17 protein-coding genes are annotated in these 21,836 nt (G+C 60.0%); 7 read left to right on the top strand and 10 right to left on the bottom strand.

All coding sequences use genetic code 11. From position 1 onward, the window contains the following. Positions 1-67: 67 nt before the first annotated feature. From pyrE to ACQRAJ_RS02460, 4 genes are all read right to left on the bottom strand, one after another. Positions 68-751 (bottom strand): orotate phosphoribosyltransferase, encoded by a 684-nt coding sequence (gene pyrE / locus ACQRAJ_RS02475; RefSeq protein ID WP_006236284.1) that lies wholly within the window; start codon positions 749-751, stop codon positions 68-70. Positions 752-872: 121 nt separating this feature from the next. Beyond that, positions 873-2,417 (bottom strand): LuxR C-terminal-related transcriptional regulator, encoded by a 1,545-nt coding sequence (locus ACQRAJ_RS02470; protein ID WP_427747642.1) that lies wholly within the window; start codon positions 2,415-2,417, stop codon positions 873-875. Positions 2,418-2,732: 315 nt separating this feature from the next. Then, a complete protein-coding gene (locus ACQRAJ_RS02465; protein ID WP_427747641.1) occupies positions 2,733-4,046 on the bottom strand; it encodes a DUF4038 domain-containing protein in 1,314 nt (437 codons plus the stop codon). Positions 4,047-4,257: 211 nt separating this feature from the next. After that, on the bottom strand, positions 4,258-5,685 hold the full coding sequence (locus tag ACQRAJ_RS02460) for a PTS transporter subunit EIIC (protein ID WP_418825681.1): 1,428 nt from the start codon (positions 5,683-5,685) through the stop codon (positions 4,258-4,260). Between the two features lie 490 nt (positions 5,686-6,175). Between ACQRAJ_RS02460 and ACQRAJ_RS02455 the strand changes: the two genes are divergently transcribed. The 6 genes from ACQRAJ_RS02455 to ACQRAJ_RS02430 all read left to right on the top strand — a co-directional run bounded on the left by ACQRAJ_RS02455 (position 6,176) and on the right by ACQRAJ_RS02430 (position 13,609). After that, a complete protein-coding gene (locus tag ACQRAJ_RS02455) occupies positions 6,176-7,513 on the top strand; it encodes a prolyl oligopeptidase family serine peptidase (RefSeq protein WP_427747640.1) in 1,338 nt (445 codons plus the stop codon). 78 nt (positions 7,514-7,591) lie between these two features. Further along, complete coding sequence (locus ACQRAJ_RS02450; RefSeq protein ID WP_427747639.1) at positions 7,592-9,103, top strand: nucleoside hydrolase-like domain-containing protein; 1,512 nt, start codon at positions 7,592-7,594, stop codon at positions 9,101-9,103. 208 nt (positions 9,104-9,311) lie between these two features. Continuing rightward, positions 9,312-10,049 (top strand): DUF4428 domain-containing protein, encoded by a 738-nt coding sequence (locus ACQRAJ_RS02445; protein WP_427747638.1) that lies wholly within the window; start codon positions 9,312-9,314, stop codon positions 10,047-10,049. A 24-nt stretch (positions 10,050-10,073) separates the two neighbouring features. After that, complete coding sequence (locus tag ACQRAJ_RS02440) at positions 10,074-11,396, top strand: hypothetical protein (RefSeq protein WP_427747637.1); 1,323 nt, start codon at positions 10,074-10,076, stop codon at positions 11,394-11,396. A 48-nt stretch (positions 11,397-11,444) separates the two neighbouring features. After that, positions 11,445-12,686, top strand: a complete 1,242-nt coding sequence (locus ACQRAJ_RS02435; RefSeq protein ID WP_427747636.1) for an SPFH domain-containing protein — start codon at positions 11,445-11,447, stop codon at positions 12,684-12,686. A gap of 80 nt (positions 12,687-12,766) precedes the next feature. Continuing rightward, positions 12,767-13,609, top strand: coding sequence for a hypothetical protein (locus tag ACQRAJ_RS02430; RefSeq protein ID WP_427747635.1), 843 nt, complete (start codon positions 12,767-12,769; stop codon positions 13,607-13,609). 192 nt (positions 13,610-13,801) lie between these two features. On the opposite strand, the gene ACQRAJ_RS02425 is transcribed toward ACQRAJ_RS02430, so the two are convergent. From ACQRAJ_RS02425 to ACQRAJ_RS02405, 5 genes are all read right to left on the bottom strand, one after another. Further along, positions 13,802-14,425, bottom strand: a complete 624-nt coding sequence (locus ACQRAJ_RS02425; protein ID WP_427747634.1) for a response regulator transcription factor — start codon at positions 14,423-14,425, stop codon at positions 13,802-13,804. Then, on the bottom strand, positions 14,422-15,921 hold the full coding sequence (locus ACQRAJ_RS02420) for a sensor histidine kinase (protein WP_427747633.1): 1,500 nt from the start codon (positions 15,919-15,921) through the stop codon (positions 14,422-14,424). Before ACQRAJ_RS02420 ends, ACQRAJ_RS02425 begins: the two co-directional genes overlap by 4 nt. Beyond that, on the bottom strand, positions 15,918-16,892 hold the full coding sequence (locus ACQRAJ_RS02415; protein ID WP_427747632.1) for a hypothetical protein: 975 nt from the start codon (positions 16,890-16,892) through the stop codon (positions 15,918-15,920). The genes ACQRAJ_RS02420 and ACQRAJ_RS02415 overlap by 4 nt, the downstream gene beginning before the upstream one ends. Next, positions 16,802-17,716, bottom strand: coding sequence for a histidine kinase N-terminal 7TM domain-containing protein (locus tag ACQRAJ_RS02410; protein WP_427747631.1), 915 nt, complete (start codon positions 17,714-17,716; stop codon positions 16,802-16,804). Before ACQRAJ_RS02410 ends, ACQRAJ_RS02415 begins: the two co-directional genes overlap by 91 nt. Positions 17,717-17,942: 226 nt before the next feature. After that, complete coding sequence (locus ACQRAJ_RS02405) at positions 17,943-19,373, bottom strand: 6-phospho-beta-glucosidase (RefSeq protein ID WP_427727282.1); 1,431 nt, start codon at positions 19,371-19,373, stop codon at positions 17,943-17,945. 406 nt (positions 19,374-19,779) lie between these two features. On the opposite strand from ACQRAJ_RS02405, the gene ACQRAJ_RS02400 reads away from it, so the two are divergent. Continuing rightward, on the top strand, positions 19,780-20,886 hold the full coding sequence (locus tag ACQRAJ_RS02400; protein ID WP_427747630.1) for an ATP-binding protein: 1,107 nt from the start codon (positions 19,780-19,782) through the stop codon (positions 20,884-20,886). 195 nt (positions 20,887-21,081) lie between these two features. On the opposite strand, the gene ACQRAJ_RS02395 is transcribed toward ACQRAJ_RS02400, so the two are convergent. After that, positions 21,082-21,726 (bottom strand): DUF4867 family protein, encoded by a 645-nt coding sequence (locus ACQRAJ_RS02395; protein WP_427747629.1) that lies wholly within the window; start codon positions 21,724-21,726, stop codon positions 21,082-21,084. Between the last annotated feature and the right edge of the window lie 110 nt (positions 21,727-21,836).

Below are 21,836 nucleotides of genomic sequence, written 5' to 3'. Positions count from 1 at the left end.
AGCGTCGGTGGGTCCGCCGTTCGGCAGAACGGCGGAACCGATAGGGTTGGTAAACCCACGTAACTACCTACTCCCGAGCTCCGTACTGCTCGTAGTAGGCGTCGATGGCGGTCTTAAGTTCGTCATCGATGACGACCTTGCCATCGATCTCGTGGTTGTAGAGGGTCTCGACGACCTCGGCCATGGAGACGATGCTCGCGACGGGGAAACCGTACTTTGCCTCGATCTCCTTCTGAGCGGTGGTCACGCCACCCTTGCCGACCTCCATGCGGTTGAGAGACACGATCAGGCCCTTGATTTCGACGTCGGCGGCAGCCTTAACCTTGGGATAGGTCTCGTCGATGGACTTGCCGCTGGTGGTAACGTCCTCGACCATGACCACACGGTCGCCGTCCTGGGGCTCATAACCCAGCAGGTTGCCCTTATCGGCACCGTGATCCTTGGCCTCCTTGCGGTCGCAGCAGTACTTGACCTCCTTGCCGTACAGCTCGTGGTAGGCAATTGCGGTCACGACGGCCAGCGGAATACCCTTGTAGGCCGGTCCAAACAGCACATCAAAGTCGTCGCCAAAGTTATCGTGGATGGCCTGGGCGTAATACTCGCCCAGCTTCTTGAGCTGATAGCCTGTCACGTAAGCGCCGGCGTTCATAAAAAACGGGGACTGACGGCCGCTCTTGAGCGTAAAGCTGCCGAACTTAAGAACGTCGGACTCAACCATAAACTTGATGAACTCTTGCTTGTAAGCCTCCATGCGGGCTCCTCTCGTAATCGCGTACGTGCCCTCCAGTTTAGCGCAGGCGAAGCGTCGATGCGGGTGCGCTTTGGAGCCACATCCCCCCGTTAGAGTAAGGAACTGGGCGGCGCCTCATACGCTAGTCCTTGGGTGCCCAGGACCAGAAGAAGTTGATCAGGGCCACACGCGAGGCGGTACCGGTCTTTTTGTTGATCGAGGAAATGTGACGATAGAGCGTGGAGCGCGAAAGGAAAAGCGTTGCGGCAATGTCCTGAACGCTCTGGTCCGAAACGACCAGGGCCTCAAGAATATCGCGCTCGCGCTCTGTAAGCCCAAAGGTGGCGACGAAGGCGTCGAGGCGCTCATCAGGCGTGAGCTCCGCTGCCTCCACGAGCGCGGGGTCGGAACATGCGGGCGCAAGATCTCCACCAAGATTGTCGGCAGCAAGCGCCAGCCCGTCCTGCATCACGGCATCATCGGTTCGTTGCCCCAACTGTCCCAGCAGCGTAATCGCAATACCCACAAACATCACGAGTGCCGCGCCGACTGCAGCCAGCACGTTTTGACTCGAGATAATCGCCACCGCCGGCGCCGTCACGAGCATCGAGCACACGTTATTGACGACGCGACCCATGCACGGCCAAAAATATGACCAGCGCGCATAGAGCGAGATAGCGGCGAATTTTGTGGTAAAGAACACCACAAAGAAGCCCGAGCCCAGATAAAAGATGATCGTGGCAGCAAGCTCGTTACCGCCATTGCCATCGATGATGAGCACAAAGAACGAAAGCGTGGACAGCATGGCGACACATGTCATGCCGATATTCATATACGAACGGCCATGCAGGTCAAATAGGGCGCCGGCAGCCAACGAGCTCGCAACAAGCAGCAGGCGCGGCCAATCGCCCAAATCAACGGCTCCGGTAGCATGCAAGGTCGTGAGGCCCGCGTTAAGAGCGGCGAATACGCCGGAAAGATACGCCGTCGCCACGGTCAGGCGAACTACGGCGCGGCGGAATGCCGCCTTTGCCTCGGGATCGTCATGCCACTTGGCGCCATATTCCAAAGCATCTACCGAAAGCCCGGCAGCACTGGGTTCAAAGTTTGGATCGGACTCGTCGCGCAGCTTGGCGCGTCGGACCCCATGAAGTAACGCCACCTGCGCGATCGCACAAACAACCAGAACAGCCTGCTGAGGAATGCCGACAGGCATCACCATGTGGTTGAGAACCTGCACCAGAACGCCCATGGCGTAAGAAAGTGCGGCGGCGCGCGCCAAGCAGGGCGTCCGCGCAAAGCGCCGCGCAAAGTTTGCATGGGCAGTCGATCCGCAGTAGCCCAGCGCGCAGCACGCCACCAAACCGCCGGCGATTACCACCTCAGTCCGAACCGCCATAATCAACAGCAGGAATGCCGCCACCAGCAAAACACCCGTAACGTCACTCGTTGCATCGATGGCATGGGGACGGCGATAGTACAGAACGGGACGTACAAGAAAGCCAATCACACTCGCGCCGAGGACAAGGCTCTCATAAATAACGACCTCGTTCGGAGACACGAACTCGGCCATGCGCACATCAAAGAGATACTCGCACGCCAAAAACGTGAAGAAGAACAGAGCCAGGCATATAATCTCCTGAATGCCCCGACGCAGACATGCGGTTGTGTCTCCCGTGCCTCTCATGGTTAACCCCCAGCCGCTCAATTGTCTGGAAATCTATTTTAATGCAGAACCAGTCTCAATATCGAAGCCAGGCTCGAAATGCCGCTCATTTCGAGCCCACCGTCCACATCACGCCGCGATTTTGAGCCGCATGGACCAGAAGGGACACGCGAGACCTCTAGCTCGGCTAGGAGCGTCTCCAACTACCACTCATTTAAGTACGTCCCCAATGAGTGCGACGGAATGGCTCCCTTGGCAGCTTAAAGCTGTCATGCACGAACCATTCCGTCGCAACCTCATGAAAGGGACTGGATTGTAAATGTTGGAGAAGAGCCGTTAGCGCCCGGGAGCCAAGATCACCAGTGCGTCGTGCTCAAAGGGATGCTGAGCCACGCGCACGGTACCGTCACCGTTGTCGCGAACGGGCAGCTTGGCGATGCGCTTGTCCTCCATGTCAAGGACCGTCGCCGTCCAGCCGCACGCGCCGTCGAGCTTAAACTTGAGCGCCGTAGTGCGCGGCAGGTACGTGACGACGTGATCGCCAACGCGCGCCACACGAATGGCCTCGCGCGCGTCATCGAGCAGCTCCTGCGCCGGAACCACGGCAAGTGCGTCGTCGCCAGCCGTAGCGCCCAGACCGGCAAGCACATGCTCGATCGCGCCAAAGTCCCAAACGCCCGCAAACTGCAGGCACTCCTGCCAGCGGAACGGCATGTCGAAGCCCTCGCCCAGCACCGAGCCCTGGCTCTTGCTGGTCTGCCAGTTCCAAACGCCGTGCGCGCCATAGGTCACACCCGCGCTCGCACCGGCAAGGATCGACGACCACACGCTCGCGCGGCAGTCCTGCGCGGTGAAGCGCCAGTACACGTTGCGTGACGCGCCCATCTGCTCGTAACAGGGCTCGGAGTTGACCATCGGCTTTTTGGGGTAGTTGGCGATAAAGTCCTGCGGCAAGCGCCAGGCCTCGGGCTGGCCCTCGTAGTTGTGGCCGGGCTGGAACATGTAAAAGTCCAGACGGTCCAGGTACTGTGCCGGAATGGTGCGGTTGCCGCGGTTGATATGCATAGTGCGCAACGCCTCGGGCGCGCGTTTGACGACTTCGTCGAGAGCATCCTCGTAGTAGGCGATCGCCTCGTCGCTGGTAAAGTCGGTATCGCCCGTCACCACGTAGACGGGGTCGAACTCGCCCAGGTTCTCGACGACGCGGGCAACGTGGGCACGGACCTCCTCGCGCGGCATAACCTCGGCACCGCAACGCTCGGCGATCTTAGCGCCCCAGGTACCGGGCACGTAGTTGCACCACATGAGCACGAGCGCCGGACGAATGCCGTGCTCGACGGCAGCGCGGCACATGGCGGCGGCGCGATCCCAATACGCCTGGTTGGGTTGAGACCAATCAAAGCGCACGCCATCCTCGCTGGCATAGGGCCAAATGCCCAGATCGGGGCAGCAGCGATCCCACTGCGGCAGCGTGTTAATCTGCAGCACGTTCATGCCCTGCTCGGCGCGGCGGGTCAGATAGTAGTCCCAGTCGGCCTCGGGGATGCTGGTAAACGCACTCCAGCACGTATCGGCAAACCAAAAGAACGGCTTGCCCTCGCACAAAAAACCGTCCTGACGACCGTTGACGGTCAGTTTTCCCAAACTCATCTGCATGTCCTTTCGCTCGATAAAGGAATTGCGAACCGGCAGAAGCTTTCGCGGTAACCCCTGATGCGAAAGCCCCCGCCGTTTAACAAACCCCTGCGGGCGGACACCACTTGCCCACTCCAGTCTACCTTGCAAGAAGGGCCCCGCCGGGCTTGCGCCTGACGGGGCCCTGTCGTGTAGGTAAGGTCGTATGCGACCGAATGGCTTGGCCTTAGGCCTCCATCTCGGCGAGCTCCTCCTTGGAGAAGCCGGCGACGAAGACGACGGCAGCGGCGATGACAAAGGAGATTGCCATACCGACGATAGCCCAGACGGTGTTCATCTGGCCACCCTGCAGGTAGTTGGTGAAGACCAGGAAGTTGGAGGCACCGCCAGCGAGGTAATAGGTAACGCCCATGAGGCCGGAGAACACAGCGCCGATGGCACCGCCGATGAACATACCGAACATGGTGCGACGGAAGCGCATGAGGATACCGAAGAGTGCGGGCTCGGTGACGCCGCCGGCGATGGCGGAGATGACGTAGCCCAGGGCAAGACCCTTCTCGTCGGGGTTCTTCATCTTGAGGAAGGCACCGAAGGCGCAGCCCCAGACAGCGGCCATAGCGCAGTTGGTGGAAACGAAGACGAAGGGATCGTAGCCGGCAGCGATGATCTGAACCTGAGCGAGCAGGATGACGGGCATGTGCATACCGCAGACCACGAAGAGCTGCCAGAAGGCGCCGAGGACGGCCATGACGAGCAGGATACCGATGCCACCCATGTCAGCGAGACCGAAGAGGGCGTTAGCGATGAGGCTGCCGATCTCGTTGCCGAGCGGGGCGAGGACGATGAAGGCGATGGGGATGGTAACGATCATGGTGCAGAACGGCGTGAAGACCGTGGAGAGCACGTCGGGCATGACCTTCTTAAAGAACTTCTCGACGAAGTAGAGGACAGGCACCGAAAGGATAATCGGCAGGACGGACTGCTGATAGTTGGCAGCGGCGATCTGAATGCCGTAGACGGAGATGATTCCGCCGCCATCCTGGGTCGCGACACTCACGACGGACGGGGCCATGAGGGCGCCGCCGAGGAGCATGCCCAGAACCGGGGAGGCGCCGAGCTTCTTAGCGGCGGCATAGCCCAGGTAGATGGGGATAAAGGTGAACGTGGCCTCGTACAGGGTGGTGTAGAGGAACGTGTAGGTCGGATCGGTGTCAGAGAGAACGCCGAGCATGGTGGGACCGAGGACCGCAGCGATGGTGCGGAACAGACCGCCGGCCATGAGCAGCGGGATCAGCTGGGTCATGGAGCCCGACAGATAGTCGAGGATGATGTTCGGCAGGTTCTTGAGCTCGAACTTCTCCTTGGGAGCATCGAGGTTCTCGTCGACCGCGGCACCCTGCTTGACGCCGGACATGGCAACGAACTCGGCGAGCACCTTGGGCACGTTCTGGCCGATGATGACCTGGAGCTGGCTGCCGGCGAACTGGCAACCCAGAACACCCTTGACCTTCTTGATCTTCTCCACGTCGGCCTTGTTGTTGTCCTTGAGCGTCAGACGCAGACGCGTCATGCAGTTGGTGGCGACGGAAACATTCTCCGCACCGCCCACGAGCTCGAGGACATCGGTGGCAATCTGCTTGTTATCTACTGCCATGGGACCCCTCCCCATATCATCGTGTGCCTACTCGTTTGGGCGTAGGCACGCCTTTGGCTCGGCGACTATAACCCCTTACGGCCACCGAACCCTTGGATACGCTGTCGTAAACAATGTGTTTACTGAACGTTTACGGGCTTTAGTTTACACGGAACGTCTAATTTGTGGCAATTTTGCCGTCTGTAGTCCGGTGAACGGTAGGAAATCGGGGGTGAACGTACTTGAACGGTAAGGGATTGTCTATTTGACGCTCTGCTGCTAAATGCCTATTTACGTGGTCTTTTAATTTGGTAAACACCTCTATTCTTTGTTGACCCATCAACAAAAGCCCTGCTAAATGGTGATAAACGAATGTTTAGTAATTTGTTGAGTGTTCATTTTGACCGTTTACCGAGTTCATCTGCCTGTTCTGTAGCTCTGCATTAAACTAAACATGTTTAAGTTGTATTGCCGCTGATGTTTACCACTCGCGGCGCAGAGGAGGCAGCTCATGGAACTCAAATCGTGCACCTACGCAACCGTCACCACGCTGGGAGACTTTGGCCCCTGGATCAGCAAAGTCGTGCTCGACCTGCCGTGCACCGTTCGCGCCAACGATATCAATGCGCGCACCTTCCATATATATGTAGAGCGCCATGAACGCACGGGCGAGATCCTGATGCGCAAAGAGCGCGGCGCCGACCACGCCGCACCTTCCGTAGGCTATGTCGACGTCCTCGCCGCCTATCCGTGCGATGAGTGCGGACGCAAGCTCGCCTTTGGCACCCATGTGGCGCTCGAGATCGCCGAGCAGCGCCTGACCAAGAAGATCGAGGGCAGCGTGATGGGCTCGCGCTTGCTCGACGACCAGCTGCGCATCACGCAGCTCGCGGCCCTTCCCGGCAATGACGGTGACGATCCAACCTGCGGCCTGGTCTTTGACACCTGCCGCGGCGACATCTGTCCCGCGCTCAAGGGCTGGAGCAATGCCACGCAAAAGACCGCCGTCAACGGCATCGCGCTCGAGTACGGCTTCTTTGAGCCCAGCTTTAAGGCCGAGGACTCCGCCTGCTTCAACCCCTTCGCGCCCGAAACGATAGTCGTGCCCCAGAAGGCCCCGCTCGTGGTGTACCTGCACGGCGCTGGCGAGGGCAAGGGCGCTACGCAAGGCGAGGGCGCCACGCGCGCTTATATCGGCAACCGCGTGACGGCCATCAGCCAGGCGCAGATCCAACGCTACTTTGGCGGCTTTGCCTGGGTTCTCGTGCCGCAGTCGCCCACGTTTTGGATGGACAACGGCACTGAGCAGCTCGGCCACTCCAACCAGAGCATCTACTCCCCCGTCATTAAGGCGCTCATCGACGAGTTTGTCGCCGAGCATGCCGACCGCATCGACACCGACCGCATCGTGGTCGCTGGCCTTTCCAACGGCGGCTTTATGACGCTGCGCCTGTGCGCCGACTACCCCGATTTCTTCGCCGCCGGCCTTCCCTGCTGTGCCCCGTGGTACAACGCCACGGACGAGGACGTAGCCGCGCTCGCCAAGACGCCGCTGTGGTTTACGCACTCCAAGGGCGACGAGCTCGTGTCGCCGCAGCAGACCGTGCTGCCGCTCACGGCACGCCTGCGTGACGCCGGAGCCAACGTGCACCTTACCTACTTTAGCCATGTCGAGGACCTGACCGGTCGCTATCGCGAGGCCGACGGCTCGCCCAAGAAGACGTTCAACCACGGCGTGTGGATCCACCAATTCAACGACCTGTGTTATCAAGACTTCGACGGGGGCAGCGTACTCATCGACGGCGAGCCGGTGGGCTGCTGGGAGTGGTCGGCCAGGGTCAAACGGTAATCCGTCCCGGCGCGGGGACCGGGTCCCGTCTTGCCTTGCGCGTAACTGGCTGAATTGATTTTGATTGGAGCTGCTCCTATGTCCCAAGAGTTAACTCGGGTGATTGTTACTACCGATATGGAAGTCGACGATATGAACTCGCTCGTTCATTTGGCTCTGTATCTTAATGTGCTTGATGTTCAGGCTGTGGTGTATACGGCTTCGCAGTATCACTTTCTTGGGGATGGGGTTCATACGCTGGGCGAGGTGAATTCGCATTGGCGGACCAAAGGGCGTCGCTCTTATGAGTGGGATGTTGTGCCTCATGAACCCGATCCGCTGGCCGGCGAGCTTCGTGAGTATCGTCCGTTTCCCGATCATTGGATTGAGAGTCTCTGGAGTAATGAATACGCCCAGGCTTGGCCGCAGTTGCAGGCGAATGCGGGCGCTGCCGGTGAGCCGCCGTTTCCCACGCCCGCCCAGATGATCGAGCGCACCTTTGTGGGAAATGTTGCCTTTGAGGGTGATGTGACTGAGGAAACTGAGGGATCTCGCGTAATTGCGCAGGCAATCTTGGATGATGATCCGCGTACGTTATGGTTGCTCAGCTGGGGTGGCATGAACACCATCGTTCGCGCCCTCATGAGTATTGCCGAGCGTTATCGCGCCACGCCCGAATGGCCTGCCGTGCAGCAGCGGGTCTATCAGAAGGTGCGCGTGATGGGCGTTGCCGATGGCGTGGGGCAGGACAACTCATGGCTCGACCATGGACGCGAGCTCTTTCCCGAGCTCATCTTTTGGTGTGTGCCCTATATGTATGGCGGCTATGTCGATGCCAAGATGGCTCAACCCGATACGCTGCCGCTGTTTAAGGCACCTTGGCCTGAGCAGAATCTCACGCAGGGCAACGGCCCCCTCATGGCACGCTACATGCTCTATGGCGACGGCAAGGTCTACGAAAATGAGCCCGAGCGCTTTCAGTTTGGCAAGCATGCCCGTCTGGATTGGGGTCTAGAAGGCATGCCCGCGATGCAGTTTGAGCGCGGCGACTTTATGGCCGAAGGCGACAGCATGACCTATATTCCGCTGCTGCCGTTTGGCCTGCGCGGTATCGACGACCGCGGCTTCGACACACTGCTCGGCCGCATGTTTCTTGATGGACATCCCGATACGGACGCACCCGCCGGTTTTGCCGCCATCGGCACGCCCGTAGACGGCAACCCCAATCCCTACCTGCGCGCCTATCAGGAAGACTTTGCCGCCCGCGCGCAATGGTGCGCCCATGATCCGGCAGCCTGCTCGCATCCGGCATATGTTGTCGAGGTCACGGCCGACCGCAGCGCTACAGCCGGCGAGCGCGTCACCCTTGCAGCGACCGTCGTCGACCCCGACGGCAAGGGCTTTGATGCACATTGGGATGTCGCCGTGGACCCGTCGAGCTATGCAGGCACGCAGGATCTTTCGCTGTGGCAGGAATGCACGGTGAGCACCGCTTTTATCGTGCCCGCCGACGCGCAGCCCGGCGACCGCTTCGTGCTCACCCTTACCGTGCAGACGCGCGCCGAGCGCCCCTGCAGCCGCTACGCCCAAGTTGCCGTGACCGTGGCATAGCAGGGACGGCGCCCATATTCGTCAGCCGCCACATTCGGCATGGACTGTCCCCAGCTGCCACTCATTTAAGTACGTCCCCAATGAGTGGCCGAAAATGGGCCATGTGTCCCAGTTGTGGAGACTCCTTGAGCCGTCTGGGTATCGTGAAAGATCGCGCGCTCACCCATCATCAAAAGTGACACACGCTACCTGTTGATGGGAGGCAGCCATGGGCTTCTTTGACAAGATGTTCGAGAAAAAAGAGTGCGCGATTTGCGGTACCGAACTGGGGCTTTTGGGAAAGACCAAAATCAACGAAGGCTACCTGTGCAAAGAGTGCGCAGGCAAGCTCTCCCCCTTCTTTAGTGGTTGGCGCTCCAGCACCGCGGACGATATCCGCGAGCAACTCGCCTACCGCGAGGCCAACGCCGAGCGCCTGGCCTCGTTCAACCCCACGCGCACGCTCTCTGCCGGGCGCACCAACATCATGCTCGATGAGGACGCGGGCCTGCTGATCATCACTTCGCAGAGCCGCTGGCGCGACGCCAATCCCGACATCATCGAGTTCTCACAGGTACTCGGCTGCGATATGGATATCGACGAGCATCGCACCGAGATCTATCGCGAGACCAAGGACGGCGAGCGCAAGAGCTACAACCCGCCGCGCTACGACCTTGATTACGACTTTAACCTGACCATTCACGTCAACACGCCGTACTTTACCGAGATCAACCTGCGCGTGAACGACTCCACCATCGATCAGCGCGGGTCCATCGAGTACCGCGAGGCCAAGCGCCAGGCAACCGAGGTCCGCGATGCACTGGTGCAGCTTCGTCAGGAAACGCGCGACAGCGTCGTGGCCGCCAAGGCCCCCAAGACCGCGGTCACCTGCCCCTTCTGCGGTGCAACCACCATTCCCGATGCCAGTGGACGCTGCGAATACTGCGGCGGCGCCATCGGCGCATAGCCTCCGGCACGGAAAGGACCGATCATGGCCTTCGAGAGTGTCAACTATCAGTGCCCCGCGTGTGGCGGCCCCCTTCACTTTGCCAGTGCCGAACAAAAGCTTGTCTGCGACTACTGCGATTCGCGTTTTGAAGTCGAAGAAGTCGAGGCCCTCTATCGCGAGCGCCAGGACAAGGCAGATGCCAAAGCCGATGCCGCAGCCGCGGCTCGCAAACCTGCTGTCGACGATGCCGTGCAGGATCTGGCCCAAAACGCCGGCTACATCTGCTCGTCGTGCGGCGCCGAGCTGGTCTCGGACGGCACCGTCGCCGTTACCACCTGCCCATACTGCGGCAACTCCGCCGTGGCGCCCGGCCAGCTCTCGGGCGACTTCTCACCCGACCTGGTGATTCCGTTTAAGCTCGGGCGCGATGATGTTATGGCAGCACTCAAAGAGCACTACAAGGGCAAAATCCTGCTGCCCAAGAGCTTTGTCACCGGCAACCACATCGACGAGGTCCAAGGCGTTTACGTGCCGTTTTGGCTCTACGGCGCCCGCGTGGACGGCGAAGTGCACTTTGATGCGACCAACGAGACCGTGACCGAGGAATCCGACCGCACCGTCACGACCACCGACCACTACGACGCCTACCGTAAGGGCAAAATCTCGTTTGAGCGCGTGCCCGTCGACGGATCGTCCAAGATGCCCGACGGCCATATGGACGCCATCGAGCCGTTTGACTACGACGCGCTGCGCCCGTTCTCGGTCGCGTATATGCCCGGCTACATCGCCAACCGCTACGATGAGGATTGCGAGACCTGCAAGGCGCGCGCCGAGCGTCGTATGGAAGAAAGTACGATTTCGGCCCTGCGCGAGACCGTCGTCGACGAATATGACGATGCCACGGTCGAAAGCAAGCAGCTCGACTACACCTGGGAAGACAGCAACTACGCTCTGTTCCCCGTGTGGATGCTTTCCACCTCGTGGAACGGCAAGAGCTACCTGTTTGCCATGAACGGCCAAACCGGCCGCATGGTCGGCGAGCTTCCCTGCTCCAAGCCCAAGCTCGCCATCGCCTCGGTGCTGTTCTTTGTGATCGGGTTTGTCCTCTCCCAGATTCTCTTTATGGGCGAGAACGCCTTCAATCCGGACTACCTCACCTTTGATATCGAGGGCATCCTCATCAACATCGTCGCACCGCTGATCATCGTAATCATCGGAGACGTGCTGCTGGTAGGCCAGCTCAAGACGGCCAACGAGGCCACCCACGCCGATTGCTACTGCGGCGAGCTCGACTTGACCGAGAAGCACGACACCTTCAGCCACACCGAGACCACCGTTGTCATGAAGGACAACAAGGACGATTAGCCATTCTGACCAATACCACCCGGCCTTTGACGAGAAAGGAAGATCACCATGGGACTCTTGAAAGCTGGATTGGGTGCTGCCGGCGGCGTCATGGCCGACCAGTGGAAGGAATATATCTATTGCGAATCGATGCCCGCTGACGTCTTGGCCTGCAAGGGCAGCAAGCGCACCGGCGGCCGCAGCTCCAACACGCGCGGCGAGGACAACGTCATCTCCAACGGCTCCGTCATCGCCGTCAACGACGGCCAGGGCATGCTCGTGGTGCAAAACGGCAAGATCATCGAGGTCGCGCTGGAGCCCGGCGAGTTTGTCTTTGACACCGGCAGCGAGCCGAGCGTCTTTAGCGGCAACCTGGGCGACTCCATCAAGGAGACGTTCGCCAATATCGGCAGCCGTTTTACCTTTGGCGGCGACGCGGGCAAGGACCAGCGTGTCTACTTCATCAACACCAAGGAGATCATCGGCAACAAGTACGGCACCGCCTCGCCCGTGCCCTTCCGCGTGGTCGATAACAACATTGGCCTGGATGTCGACATCTCCGTTCGCTGCAACGGCGAGTATTCGTACCGCATCACCAACCCGCTGCTGTTCTACACCAACGTGTGCGGCAACGTGACCGATAGCTACACGCGCGATAAGATCGACAGCCAGCTTAAGTCCGAGCTGCTCACCGCTCTGCAACCCGCCTTTGCCAAGATCTCGGAGATGGGCATCCGCTACAGCGCTATCCCCGGCCACACCACCGAGCTCGCCCGCGCACTCAACGAGGTTCTCTCCGCCGACTGGCGCGACCTGCGCGGCGTCGAGATCGTGAGCTTTGGCGTCAACTCCATCGCCGCCTCGCAAGAAGACGAGCAAATGATCAAGGACCTGCAGAAGGCCGCGGTCATGCGCGATCCCACCATGGCAGCCGCCAACATCGCCAGCGCCCAGAGCGATGCGATGCGCGCGGCAGCCGCCAACCCCAACGGCGCGATGGCCGGCTTTATGGGCATGGGCATGGCGGGCGGCATGGGCGGCATGAACGCCAGCCAGCTGTTCGCCGCCGGCCAGGCACAGCAGCAGGCCGCCCCACAGCCGGCTCCGGCACCCGCCCCCGCACCGGCTCCTGCCGCTGCCCCCGCGGCCGGCGCATGGACCTGCAGCTGCGGTGCCACCAACACCGGCAAGTTCTGCCCCGAATGCGGCAGTCCCGCACCCGCCCCGGCACCGACCAAGTGGTTCTGCCCCAACTGCGGCAGCGAAAACGGCGGCAAGTTCTGCAGCAACTGCGGAACGCCTAGGCCCTAACCCCTCTATCTGGTAATTGGCGGGGGGTCCGCCACCCCCGCATTTGCTTCTATGGGTTTCGTTCGATAAAGGAGGACACCATGAAGACAACGTTCAAAAAGTCCGTACTCGCATTTCTGACATGCGTCCTGGCGCTCGCCTTTGCCCTGACGGGCTGCAGCGGCGGCGGCAAGGACCCCAAGGCCAACTTCGTCGGCAGCTGGGAACTCTCGGGTGGAACCCTGGAGGGCGAAGATCTCACCGATGAGTACATGGATATGCTCAAGGAGTGGGGCCTCAACTGTATCCTAATCCTCGACGAAGACGGCACGGGCGTCCTCGACATGTTCCTTGAGGTCGCCGACCTGAAATGGGAGGCCAAGGACGCCACCACTGCAACCATCACCGCCGACGGCGATTCGCAGGACATGAAACTCAAGGACGGCAAGCTCGTCCTCGAGGTGGAAGGCGACAAGCTTATCTTTACGAAGTCCGACAAGGATCTTTCCGGTACGCTAAAAAAGGATCGCGAGGCGGCCGAGAAGGAAGAGGAGATCGATGAGGCCGTCGAAGACGACGACGTCCAGAGCGTCGAAATCTCCCCCGCCGTCACCGTCGCCGATGACGATCTGTGCACCATCACCATCACCGAGAAGTTCAAGGACGAATGGGGCGACATCGGCTTTGTCGTCAACATCACCAACAAGAGCGACAAGGACCTGACCTTCTACGCTCCCTCCGGCAAGACCAACGTCAACGGCACCATGAAGGAACCCTGGTTCTCGGCTAACCTGATGCCCGGCACCAACGCCACCGAGGAATTCACATTCTCGAGCGGCGAGCTTGACAGCCTTGACGACCTGGTCAACACGACCATCGGCATCGACGCCTATCTGACCGATTCCTACGAGGACGTCGCCTCCTACACCGCAACCATCGCGTAGCGGCACGTAACATCAGCCGCGGATTGGCGGACGCATCCGCGCACTTGCCAGGCGGGGCCGCAGGAGTTGATCCTGCGGCCCCGTCGTTTTTATGCCGACAGCACAGCCGCACAAGCAGGCCGCCCGTCGTTTTCTGATGCAAAACGGCGGACGGCCTATCTTTACGACGCCGGAACACGGCGAGCGCGTCGATTACGGGCGCTCCATGTTGGGGACGATGCTGCCCTCCGTTACCGCGCGCACGGCAAGACGCATGATGTTGTCGTAGCCGGTCTTGCTCAGAATCTCCGAGATGCGACGCTTGATGGTACCCTCACTCATAAACAGCTCGGCCGCGATCTCGCGGCGGCTTTTGCCCTCGCAGGCAAGGCGCAAAATCGACAGCTCGACATCGTCGAGTGCCGCCGTGCCCGAAAAAATGCTTTCGGGCGGCTTGGGAAACGTGCAATAGCCCGCCAGCGTGGAGCGCATCACGGCGAACAGCTCGTCGATACCAACGTTCTTGTACACAAAGCTATCGACGCCCGCCTCGCGAGCCTGGTCGACAAAGGTGATCTCGGGCATGCCGGTCATGATGATGACGCGGCACTCGGGCAGCTGCTCCTTGATGCGCGCCGCCGCCACGATGCCGTTTGAATCGTGTTCGGTGCACACGTCCATCAGTATCATGTCCGGGCGCTCCTTGAGCGCGATACCCAAGGCCTCGGAGGCATCGGCGATCGCGGCGACGACGGTCATATCGGGCTGGTCGCCAACGGAGCGCGCCAGGCTTTCACGCAGAATGGCCTGATCTTCGACAATTAACACGCGGATCATGAACTTCTCCTTTGGACCGTGGCGTTGGGGCTCAGCGGGATGGACACCGCAAGCGTAAAGGGCTGGGCGGCGTGGACTTCCAGGCCGCCGCCCAAATCTTGCGCGACATGCCTCATACCTGGGATACCCGTTCCCTCGCGATACGATACGGGGGCCGGGGACCCGTCGTTAGAAATCGTCATGCGCGCGACGGCGCCAGCATTCGTCCCCTCCTGCCACAGGCGCACGTGGACCCGATGCGCCTGCGCATGCCTGGTGGCATTGGTCGAGGCCTCGCGGATAATCTGCAAAAATGCGGCGGCGACACGCGCGTCCTCAGGCAGCGCACCCTCAACATCGATCTGCACACTCACCAAGCCAAAGGCGTGGACGATATCGCTCAGCTGCTCTGCAGGCTCGCTGGCACCGCCACTGCGCAAATCGGCGGCGATTGAGCGCAGCAACGGGTCAATCTGCTCGAGCGACTCATCATCCAGACGTCCCTCCTCCAAATAGCGATGAAGAATGGACAGGCGCTGGCCGATCACATCGTGAACGCGGGCACGCATACGTAGGTAGGCCGCATTGTCGGCAACCTTTTTGGCTTCTTCAATCTGGGCCTGGAGCTCTTGGCCAGCACGCTCAAGCAGGTGGTTGGCTTGCGCCAGACGGTCGTAGGCGTGTGCGTATTCCGTCACGTCCAGGCCGACGACGCGCTCGAACGGACGGCTCGAGACCGTAACGGAGTCACGCACGAACAGACGAATCTCGGAAGGAGAGATCTCGACCACGGCGCGATCCCTACCAAAGCGATCAAGGTCGATATGGGCGCGATTGGCGCTGCTTTCGGGCATTTGCATGCTCAGTTTGCGCAGGTCGTTCCATGTGCTGCTCATGTCGCCCAGGTCGGTGGGCATATGGAGCTCTACGAGGTTTTTGCGCATGCAGCGGTTCATGAGCAGCGGACGGCCCCTCGGGTCTAGATACAGGATGCCCACGGGAATCACGTTGATGGTCTCGATCGTCGAGAACAAGGTGATATCCTCTTGGCGGTTACGGACGTCCATCAAGAGCGCCGCGATGGAACGGAACAGGAAGAACGCTCCCTCTGCGATAAGGACAACGGTCCACGCCGAGCCCATGGCAAAAACCACCGGTGGTGTAACGGCGACAACAAGCAACAGCTCGACCAGCATGACGAGGCGACGATAGCGCACCATAAGTACCACGCCATAGGCAAAGATTGCGGCATTGAGCCACAACGCTCCGCCCATTGCCCTGGCGCAAACGTCAAGCGGCGCCACCAGATACGAGCCAGACGACGTGAACAAGATGAGCGCCGAAATCATCAGGTGAAGCACAAGACTCGCCTCGTAGGCGCAAATCACCTTACGGTTATAGGACGAGCGGCGCGATGCGATGAGCGGGACGTGGATCGTCTGCAGACACGCAGCCAGGGCAAAGACAACATCGAGCGCAACGATTTGGGGAAGTATGAGCGAAATCTGCATCGTCACTCACCCGCCCTCGGCATCAAGACGATCATGCGCAGCTGACCGGACTCGCCCTCAAGGCGGTATGCCACGTTGCGCCCTTGCAAAGCGCTTTCGAGCTCTTGCGCAGCGGGCGTCTGCGAAAGATCTTCATCATCGTTGGAAAAAAGTGTGGCGCGCAGCTCGACGCTGCATCGGTCATGGTCGCCCAAGTGATACATAAGTGCCGGATGATCGGTGGTGTAGGCAAAAAACGCAAAGTCATACACGCAGTCGTACAGCGCGCTTACCGTACTGGCGTGCATCGGGCGCCGTATGGCAATAATCGAGGCGCAATCGACATCGATCGTGCGCAGGTCGCTTGCGAGCTCGTTGGCAATGAGCTGAATGCGGTCGCGGTCAAAACCGCTCTCCCCGTGCTGTGCCAACGTGAGCGACCCCTTCCGTTTGCAATAGGCAACGAGCATCTTGGCGCGCTGCAGCATGCGGTAACGCTCGCGCGAAGATTCCTCGTCAGTCAACGGCGGCAGCGAGCTCAACAAGTCGTACATCTCTTCGAGCGCGCGGGCAAGCGCCTGGTCCACGTCTTGGACTAGCAAGGTCTCGGCCTCTTGATCTGCCAAATGTGTCTTAAGGTCGTAGTCGGCGGCAAGCAGCTCGTTTTGGCGTTGCAGCTCCATGCGACGATGTGCCAGTTCGCGATTGAGCTCGTTGAGCTCCGATACGTCTTGGGCAAGCAGGGCCGATCCCCCCAGCAGCGGAAAAGCACGATACATCACATCGGGATCGGACGCCACGGTAAAGGCATGGGCGCGGCCGTGCTCCTGGGTCCGCAGCTCCTCGCGCACGCCTACCGGCATTGGCTTTGACACCGGCGTGGCATAGACCTCCTGCAGGTCGCGCGTTAGAACTTTGAGGTCAAGCGGCAAGGTGTCGAAGATGCCGGCGATATCGTGGTACGACGGAATGACACCGCAATCGAGACAGATTTCCATCGCCACCACGCACAGGATGCAATAGACGAGCGAAAAGTTGAGCCTCCATGCCCAGGGCACGCGCAGAGCATATGAGATGCCAAAGAATGCGCCGCCCAGCAGCACGAGCGCCGCCGTGCCCGAGAAACGTTGGATGCGAAAGGACGAGGACCGACCAACCAGGATAAAAAAGCCACGAAGTTAAAGGCCGTCCACACGAGGAAGGCGAAATAACCCCGGCCGTACGTGTAATCGTTGCTCCAGGTGTCGCTTGTACGGTCAAAGCGGAAGACCTGCTGGTGAAAATCGTTGGTGAGCACAAATCCGATAAGCAGGATGGCCACAATCCACAGCGCAGCACGGTAGCGGCGACCCAGGCGGCGTTGCTCCAGGCCCGCAAGGCGCAGGCCGCAGAGCTGGTAGAGCAGCGGAATGAGCGTCATGGGCACGTAGTACAGGTACCACAGCAAGGTGGCATAGAACGGCGTGTACGACTTGTACTTGAGAATGACCTCGATCATCCACAGGGCACAGATGGTGGCGATGGCAACAAGGCGGCGGCGCAACACATAGTCCAAACAACGCAGATAGACCAACACGCCCCAAATCGAAAATACAATTGCGGCGACAAGCAGCAGGAGAGGGCTCGAATGGGTGAGCCCATCCACGACCTCTTCGGACACCTCGCTATAGGCGGGCACGGCGTTAGAAAGTTTGGGGTCGAAGGCGAACAGCACCGGCAAGATTGCCAAAAGCATGAGGAACAGCGCGGTGATGGCGCCGGCGATAGCAAAGACGCGGTGACGGTACACCTGATGCGTTATGCCAACAAGGAATCGCGGCATGGCGAAGAGCCTGCCGCCCCTGGGATCCGCAACCGGAGCGGTCCGGGCGGCCGCGTGGCCGATATGTCGCTCGCGGGTACTCATAGTCCCTTTAGTGTACCGACAGGCGGGTCCAAAAAGCGGGCCGCATGTCCCAAAATCCGCAGACGGCAAGACGCCCGGCGAGCAATAACTACTCGCCGGGCGCCTTGGTTAGAAGGCTATGAAGTTGAGTGTCTCAGCTTCCTTAGGACAGGTCCTCACCATTAGAAGCAATAACCTTCTTGTACCAGTCGAAGCTCTTCTTTTTGGAACGCTTGAGGGTACCGTTGCCTGCATCGTCGCGGTCCACATAGATAAAGCCGTAGCGCTTGGACATCTCACCCGTGCCGGCAGACACCAGGTCGATCGGGCCCCAGGTGGTGTAGCCCAGCAGGTCAACGCCGTCCTCGGTCACCGCATCGCGCATCGCGGCGATATGCTGGCGCAGGTAGTCGATACGGTAGTCGTCGTTGATGGAGCCATCCTCCTCGACAACATCCTTGGCGCCCAGACCGTTCTCGACCACAAACAGCGGCTTCTGATAACGGTCGTACAGGTCGTTGAGGGTGATGCGGAAGCCCAGCGGATCGATGGCCCAGCCCCACTGGCTCTCCTGCAGGTAGGGGTTCTTGGCGCCGGCGAAGGCGTTACCCTGGGTGCGCTCGACATCGGGGTTATCGGCACCGGCAGAGCAGCGGGTGCTGTAATAGCTAAAGCTGATGAAGTCGACGGTGTTAGCGGCCAGGATCTCGCGGTCCTCGTCCGTCATGCCCACATCGATGCCTAGACGCTCGAGCTTCTTGACGGCATATGCCGGGTAGTAGCCGCGGCTCTGGACGTCGACGAAGAAGTAGTTGTCCTGGTTATCGAGCTGCGCCTGGCGCACGTCGCCCGGACGGCAGCTGTAGGGGTAGTAGCTACCCGCGGCGAGCATGCAGCCGATCTTGATCTCGGGGTCGATCTCGTGGGCGATCTTGGTTGCCCAAGCGCTGGCGACGAGCTCGTTGTGAGCGGCCAGGTACTCGACGGCCTTCTTGTTCTCGCCCTCCTCAAAGACCAGACCGGCACCCATAAACGGCAGGTGCAAGATCATATTGATCTCGTTGAAGGTGAGCCAGTACTTCACCAGCCCCTTGTAGCGGGTAAAGATCGTGGTCGCGAGGTTCTTGTAGAAGTCGATGAGCTTGCGGTTTCGCCAGCCGCCGTACTCCTTGATGAGGTGAATCGGGCAATCGAAGTGCGTGATGGTCACGAGCGGCTCGATGCCGTGCGCCTGACACTCGCGGAATACGTCCTCGTAGAAGGCCAGTCCAGCCTCGTTGGGCTCGGTCTCGTCGCCGTTGGGGAAGATGCGGGTCCAAGCCAGGCTCATACGGAAGGTCTTAAAGCCCATCTCGGCAAAGAGAGCGATGTCCTCTTTGTAGTGGTGATAGAAATCGATGCCGGTCTGCGCGGGATAGTAATAGCCGTCCTCGAAGTCGAGCATTTTACGCTGGCCGGAGACCACCGCATAGCGCTCGGGGCCGTGCGGAGCCACGTCCACGTTGGCCAGGCCGCGGCCGTCCACGTCGTAGGCACCCTCGCACTGGTTGGCAGCCGTTGCGCCGCCCCACAGGAAGTCATTACGGAAAGCCATGTATCAATCCTTTCGCACGCTGTTGTCATAGGCTCAGTATCTCTATAAACGGCACGTCGCTCAACGGCAACGGCGCAGGTCGACACTTCTTTTCGCTCCCGCATATCGGCAGACGGTGCGCTCCTGACACTTTTTGATACCTCGCGTGCACGAAAAAGCACCCGCCCACACGCCGCGAACGTCAAGTGAGTAGACTTTTTGGCAAAACTCAACCAGACCCGCCTTTGACGCCATCAAAACCGCAGGTAGCTTACCTGGCATGTTCCGGCGTGGTCAGACTAAGCCAAAAAGTCTACTCGCTTGCAAAAAAGGGCGCCTCCACAACAGCGAAGGCGCCCTCGGGTGGCAGACCATTTGACTGAATAGGAAAGAAAGGAAAAAATAGGAAAAAAAGGAAAGGAGACTTATGACTGAAACCATCTTCTCCCCCTCATTTGGAAATCGCCCGTCCTATCTGGTGGGACGCGGGAGCGTGATTTCGACATTCATCTCCGGCCTTGAGCAGGAGCCGGGCAATCGAGACCGAGCCATACTCATGCTCGGCCAGCGAGGCAGCGGCAAAACGGTTCTGTTGTGGGAACTTGCCGATCGCGCCCGCAAGCTCGGCTTTGTTGTCGCCACGCCCACCGTAGCCTCCGAGGATATGCTCGAGCGCATTGTTGAGAAAATCCAGGAAGCGGGCGAGCCTTACGCCAACAAGCATCGTCTCCCCAAACTTACAGGTGGCAGTTTGAGCGTCTTCGGTTTCTCAGCCGGCCTCGAGTTTACGCGCGACGTACAGGAAACTAAGAGTTTCCAGTTCAAACTCACGCAGTTGGCACGCAAGTTAACCGAGCAGGGACACGGCATCCTCATCCTCATCGACGAGCTCCAGGCAAATTCACCCGAGATCAGACAGCTCGTCACCGCCTATCAAGAGCTGGTCGGCGAGGGACTCAACGTCGCGCTCGTCATGGCGGGCCTCCCGGGAGCAGTCTCCGCGACACTCAACGACCGCGTACTGACATTTCTCAACCGCGCACGCAAAGACACGCTCGAACCGCTTTCAGTCGGAGATGTCGATGCCTATTATCAGCGGGCTTTCGAAGAGCTCGACCTTGATATTCCAGGCGATCTTCGCCTCCGTGCCGCTCGTGCAACCCAAGGATCGCCCTATATGCTGCAGCTCATCGGCTACAACATCGCCAATCGCTGCCAGGCAGGAGAATACGTAACGCCAGAGCAAGTCGACGGAGCTATCGAAGCGTCAAAGGCCGATTTCGAAAACGATGTTTGTGAAACGACGCTCGCCGCGCTATCGGACCAAGACGTCGCGTTTCTCGACGCAATGACTGATGACAAAGACGGCGTGTCGCGCATTTCTGATGTTGCGAAGCGCATGTCAGTCACACCCGACTATGCGCAAAAGTATCGCCGGCGCCTCATCGACGCCGGCGTTATCGAGCAGGCGCGCCGCGGCTACGTGCGCTTCGCCGTCCCCTATATGGCCGATTACCTGCGCAGCCAGCTCTAGGCAACCACCGCAAAGGGGACAGGCACCTTTGTGGTGGGTTGGGCCCGCTTGTCTCGATCTGTAACAGTTAGGCCGTCAAAACCGGGCTTGGCGTTACAGATTGAGATTGTTCGGGCGGCCCCCGTGGTTCGTCTTGATCTGTAACAGATAGAGACGATTTAGCGCGCCAACTGTTACAGATTGAGACGGAAGACCCTAGTCACAGGCGATGTCGAGGTTTTTGCCGATGAGACCTACGTAGCCGCCTTCGGCTGCCTTGGGGCTGTCAGCATGGCAGAGAACCCACTTGTCGGCCTTCCAGTAGCAGTAGCTGTCGCCGGCAGCAGGCATATCGGCTGCAGCCTCGGGACGCGGACCGTTGGTGCCGGCGGGCAGCGCAACCATCACCTGGAAGCCACCGTCGTCGACCATGCACGGCGTGTAGTGCAACGTGGTGGCGTAGACCTCGACGAGCGTGCCGGCGGGCGCGCGGAACGCCTTGACCTGCGCGGTGTCGAGCTTGCCGTCGACAATCTGCTCACGCTTGGCGAGCAGCAGAATAAAGTCGCGAGCACCCAGGTTGAACTCGCTCGCGCGGTGATACTCCAAGCAGTTGAGCTTCGTGTTGTGGCCGTTGCACCAGCCCAGCTGGAACGGACGGCCGCCATACATGAGCAGGCCGAGCGCATCGGCGCCCTCGACCTGCTCCAGCTCAGGCGCGGAGGCCACGTACTTGCTGCCCTCGGGGATGGGCGTTGCGGAGAGCGCCTCGACGAGCGGGGCGGTCAGGCTGGACGGGACGTCATCCCACACGCGGCCATAGGGTTTGAATTCGGGGTCGGTAACAGAGTAGATATGCATGTTCGCTCCTGTTCGTTTGTGTGATATTACGAACATTCTAGAACAATCACGCGCGGTTTTAAACGTCCGCCATGTCCGCTCAACAAAAAGGCACCCCCGCATAAGCGAAG

The organism is Collinsella sp. SGI.184, from assembly GCF_050313415.1.
Taxonomy (GTDB): domain Bacteria; phylum Actinomycetota; class Coriobacteriia; order Coriobacteriales; family Coriobacteriaceae; genus Collinsella.
The sequence above is the reverse complement of the archived record's forward strand: the minus strand, read 5'-3'. Positions and strand labels throughout refer to the sequence as shown.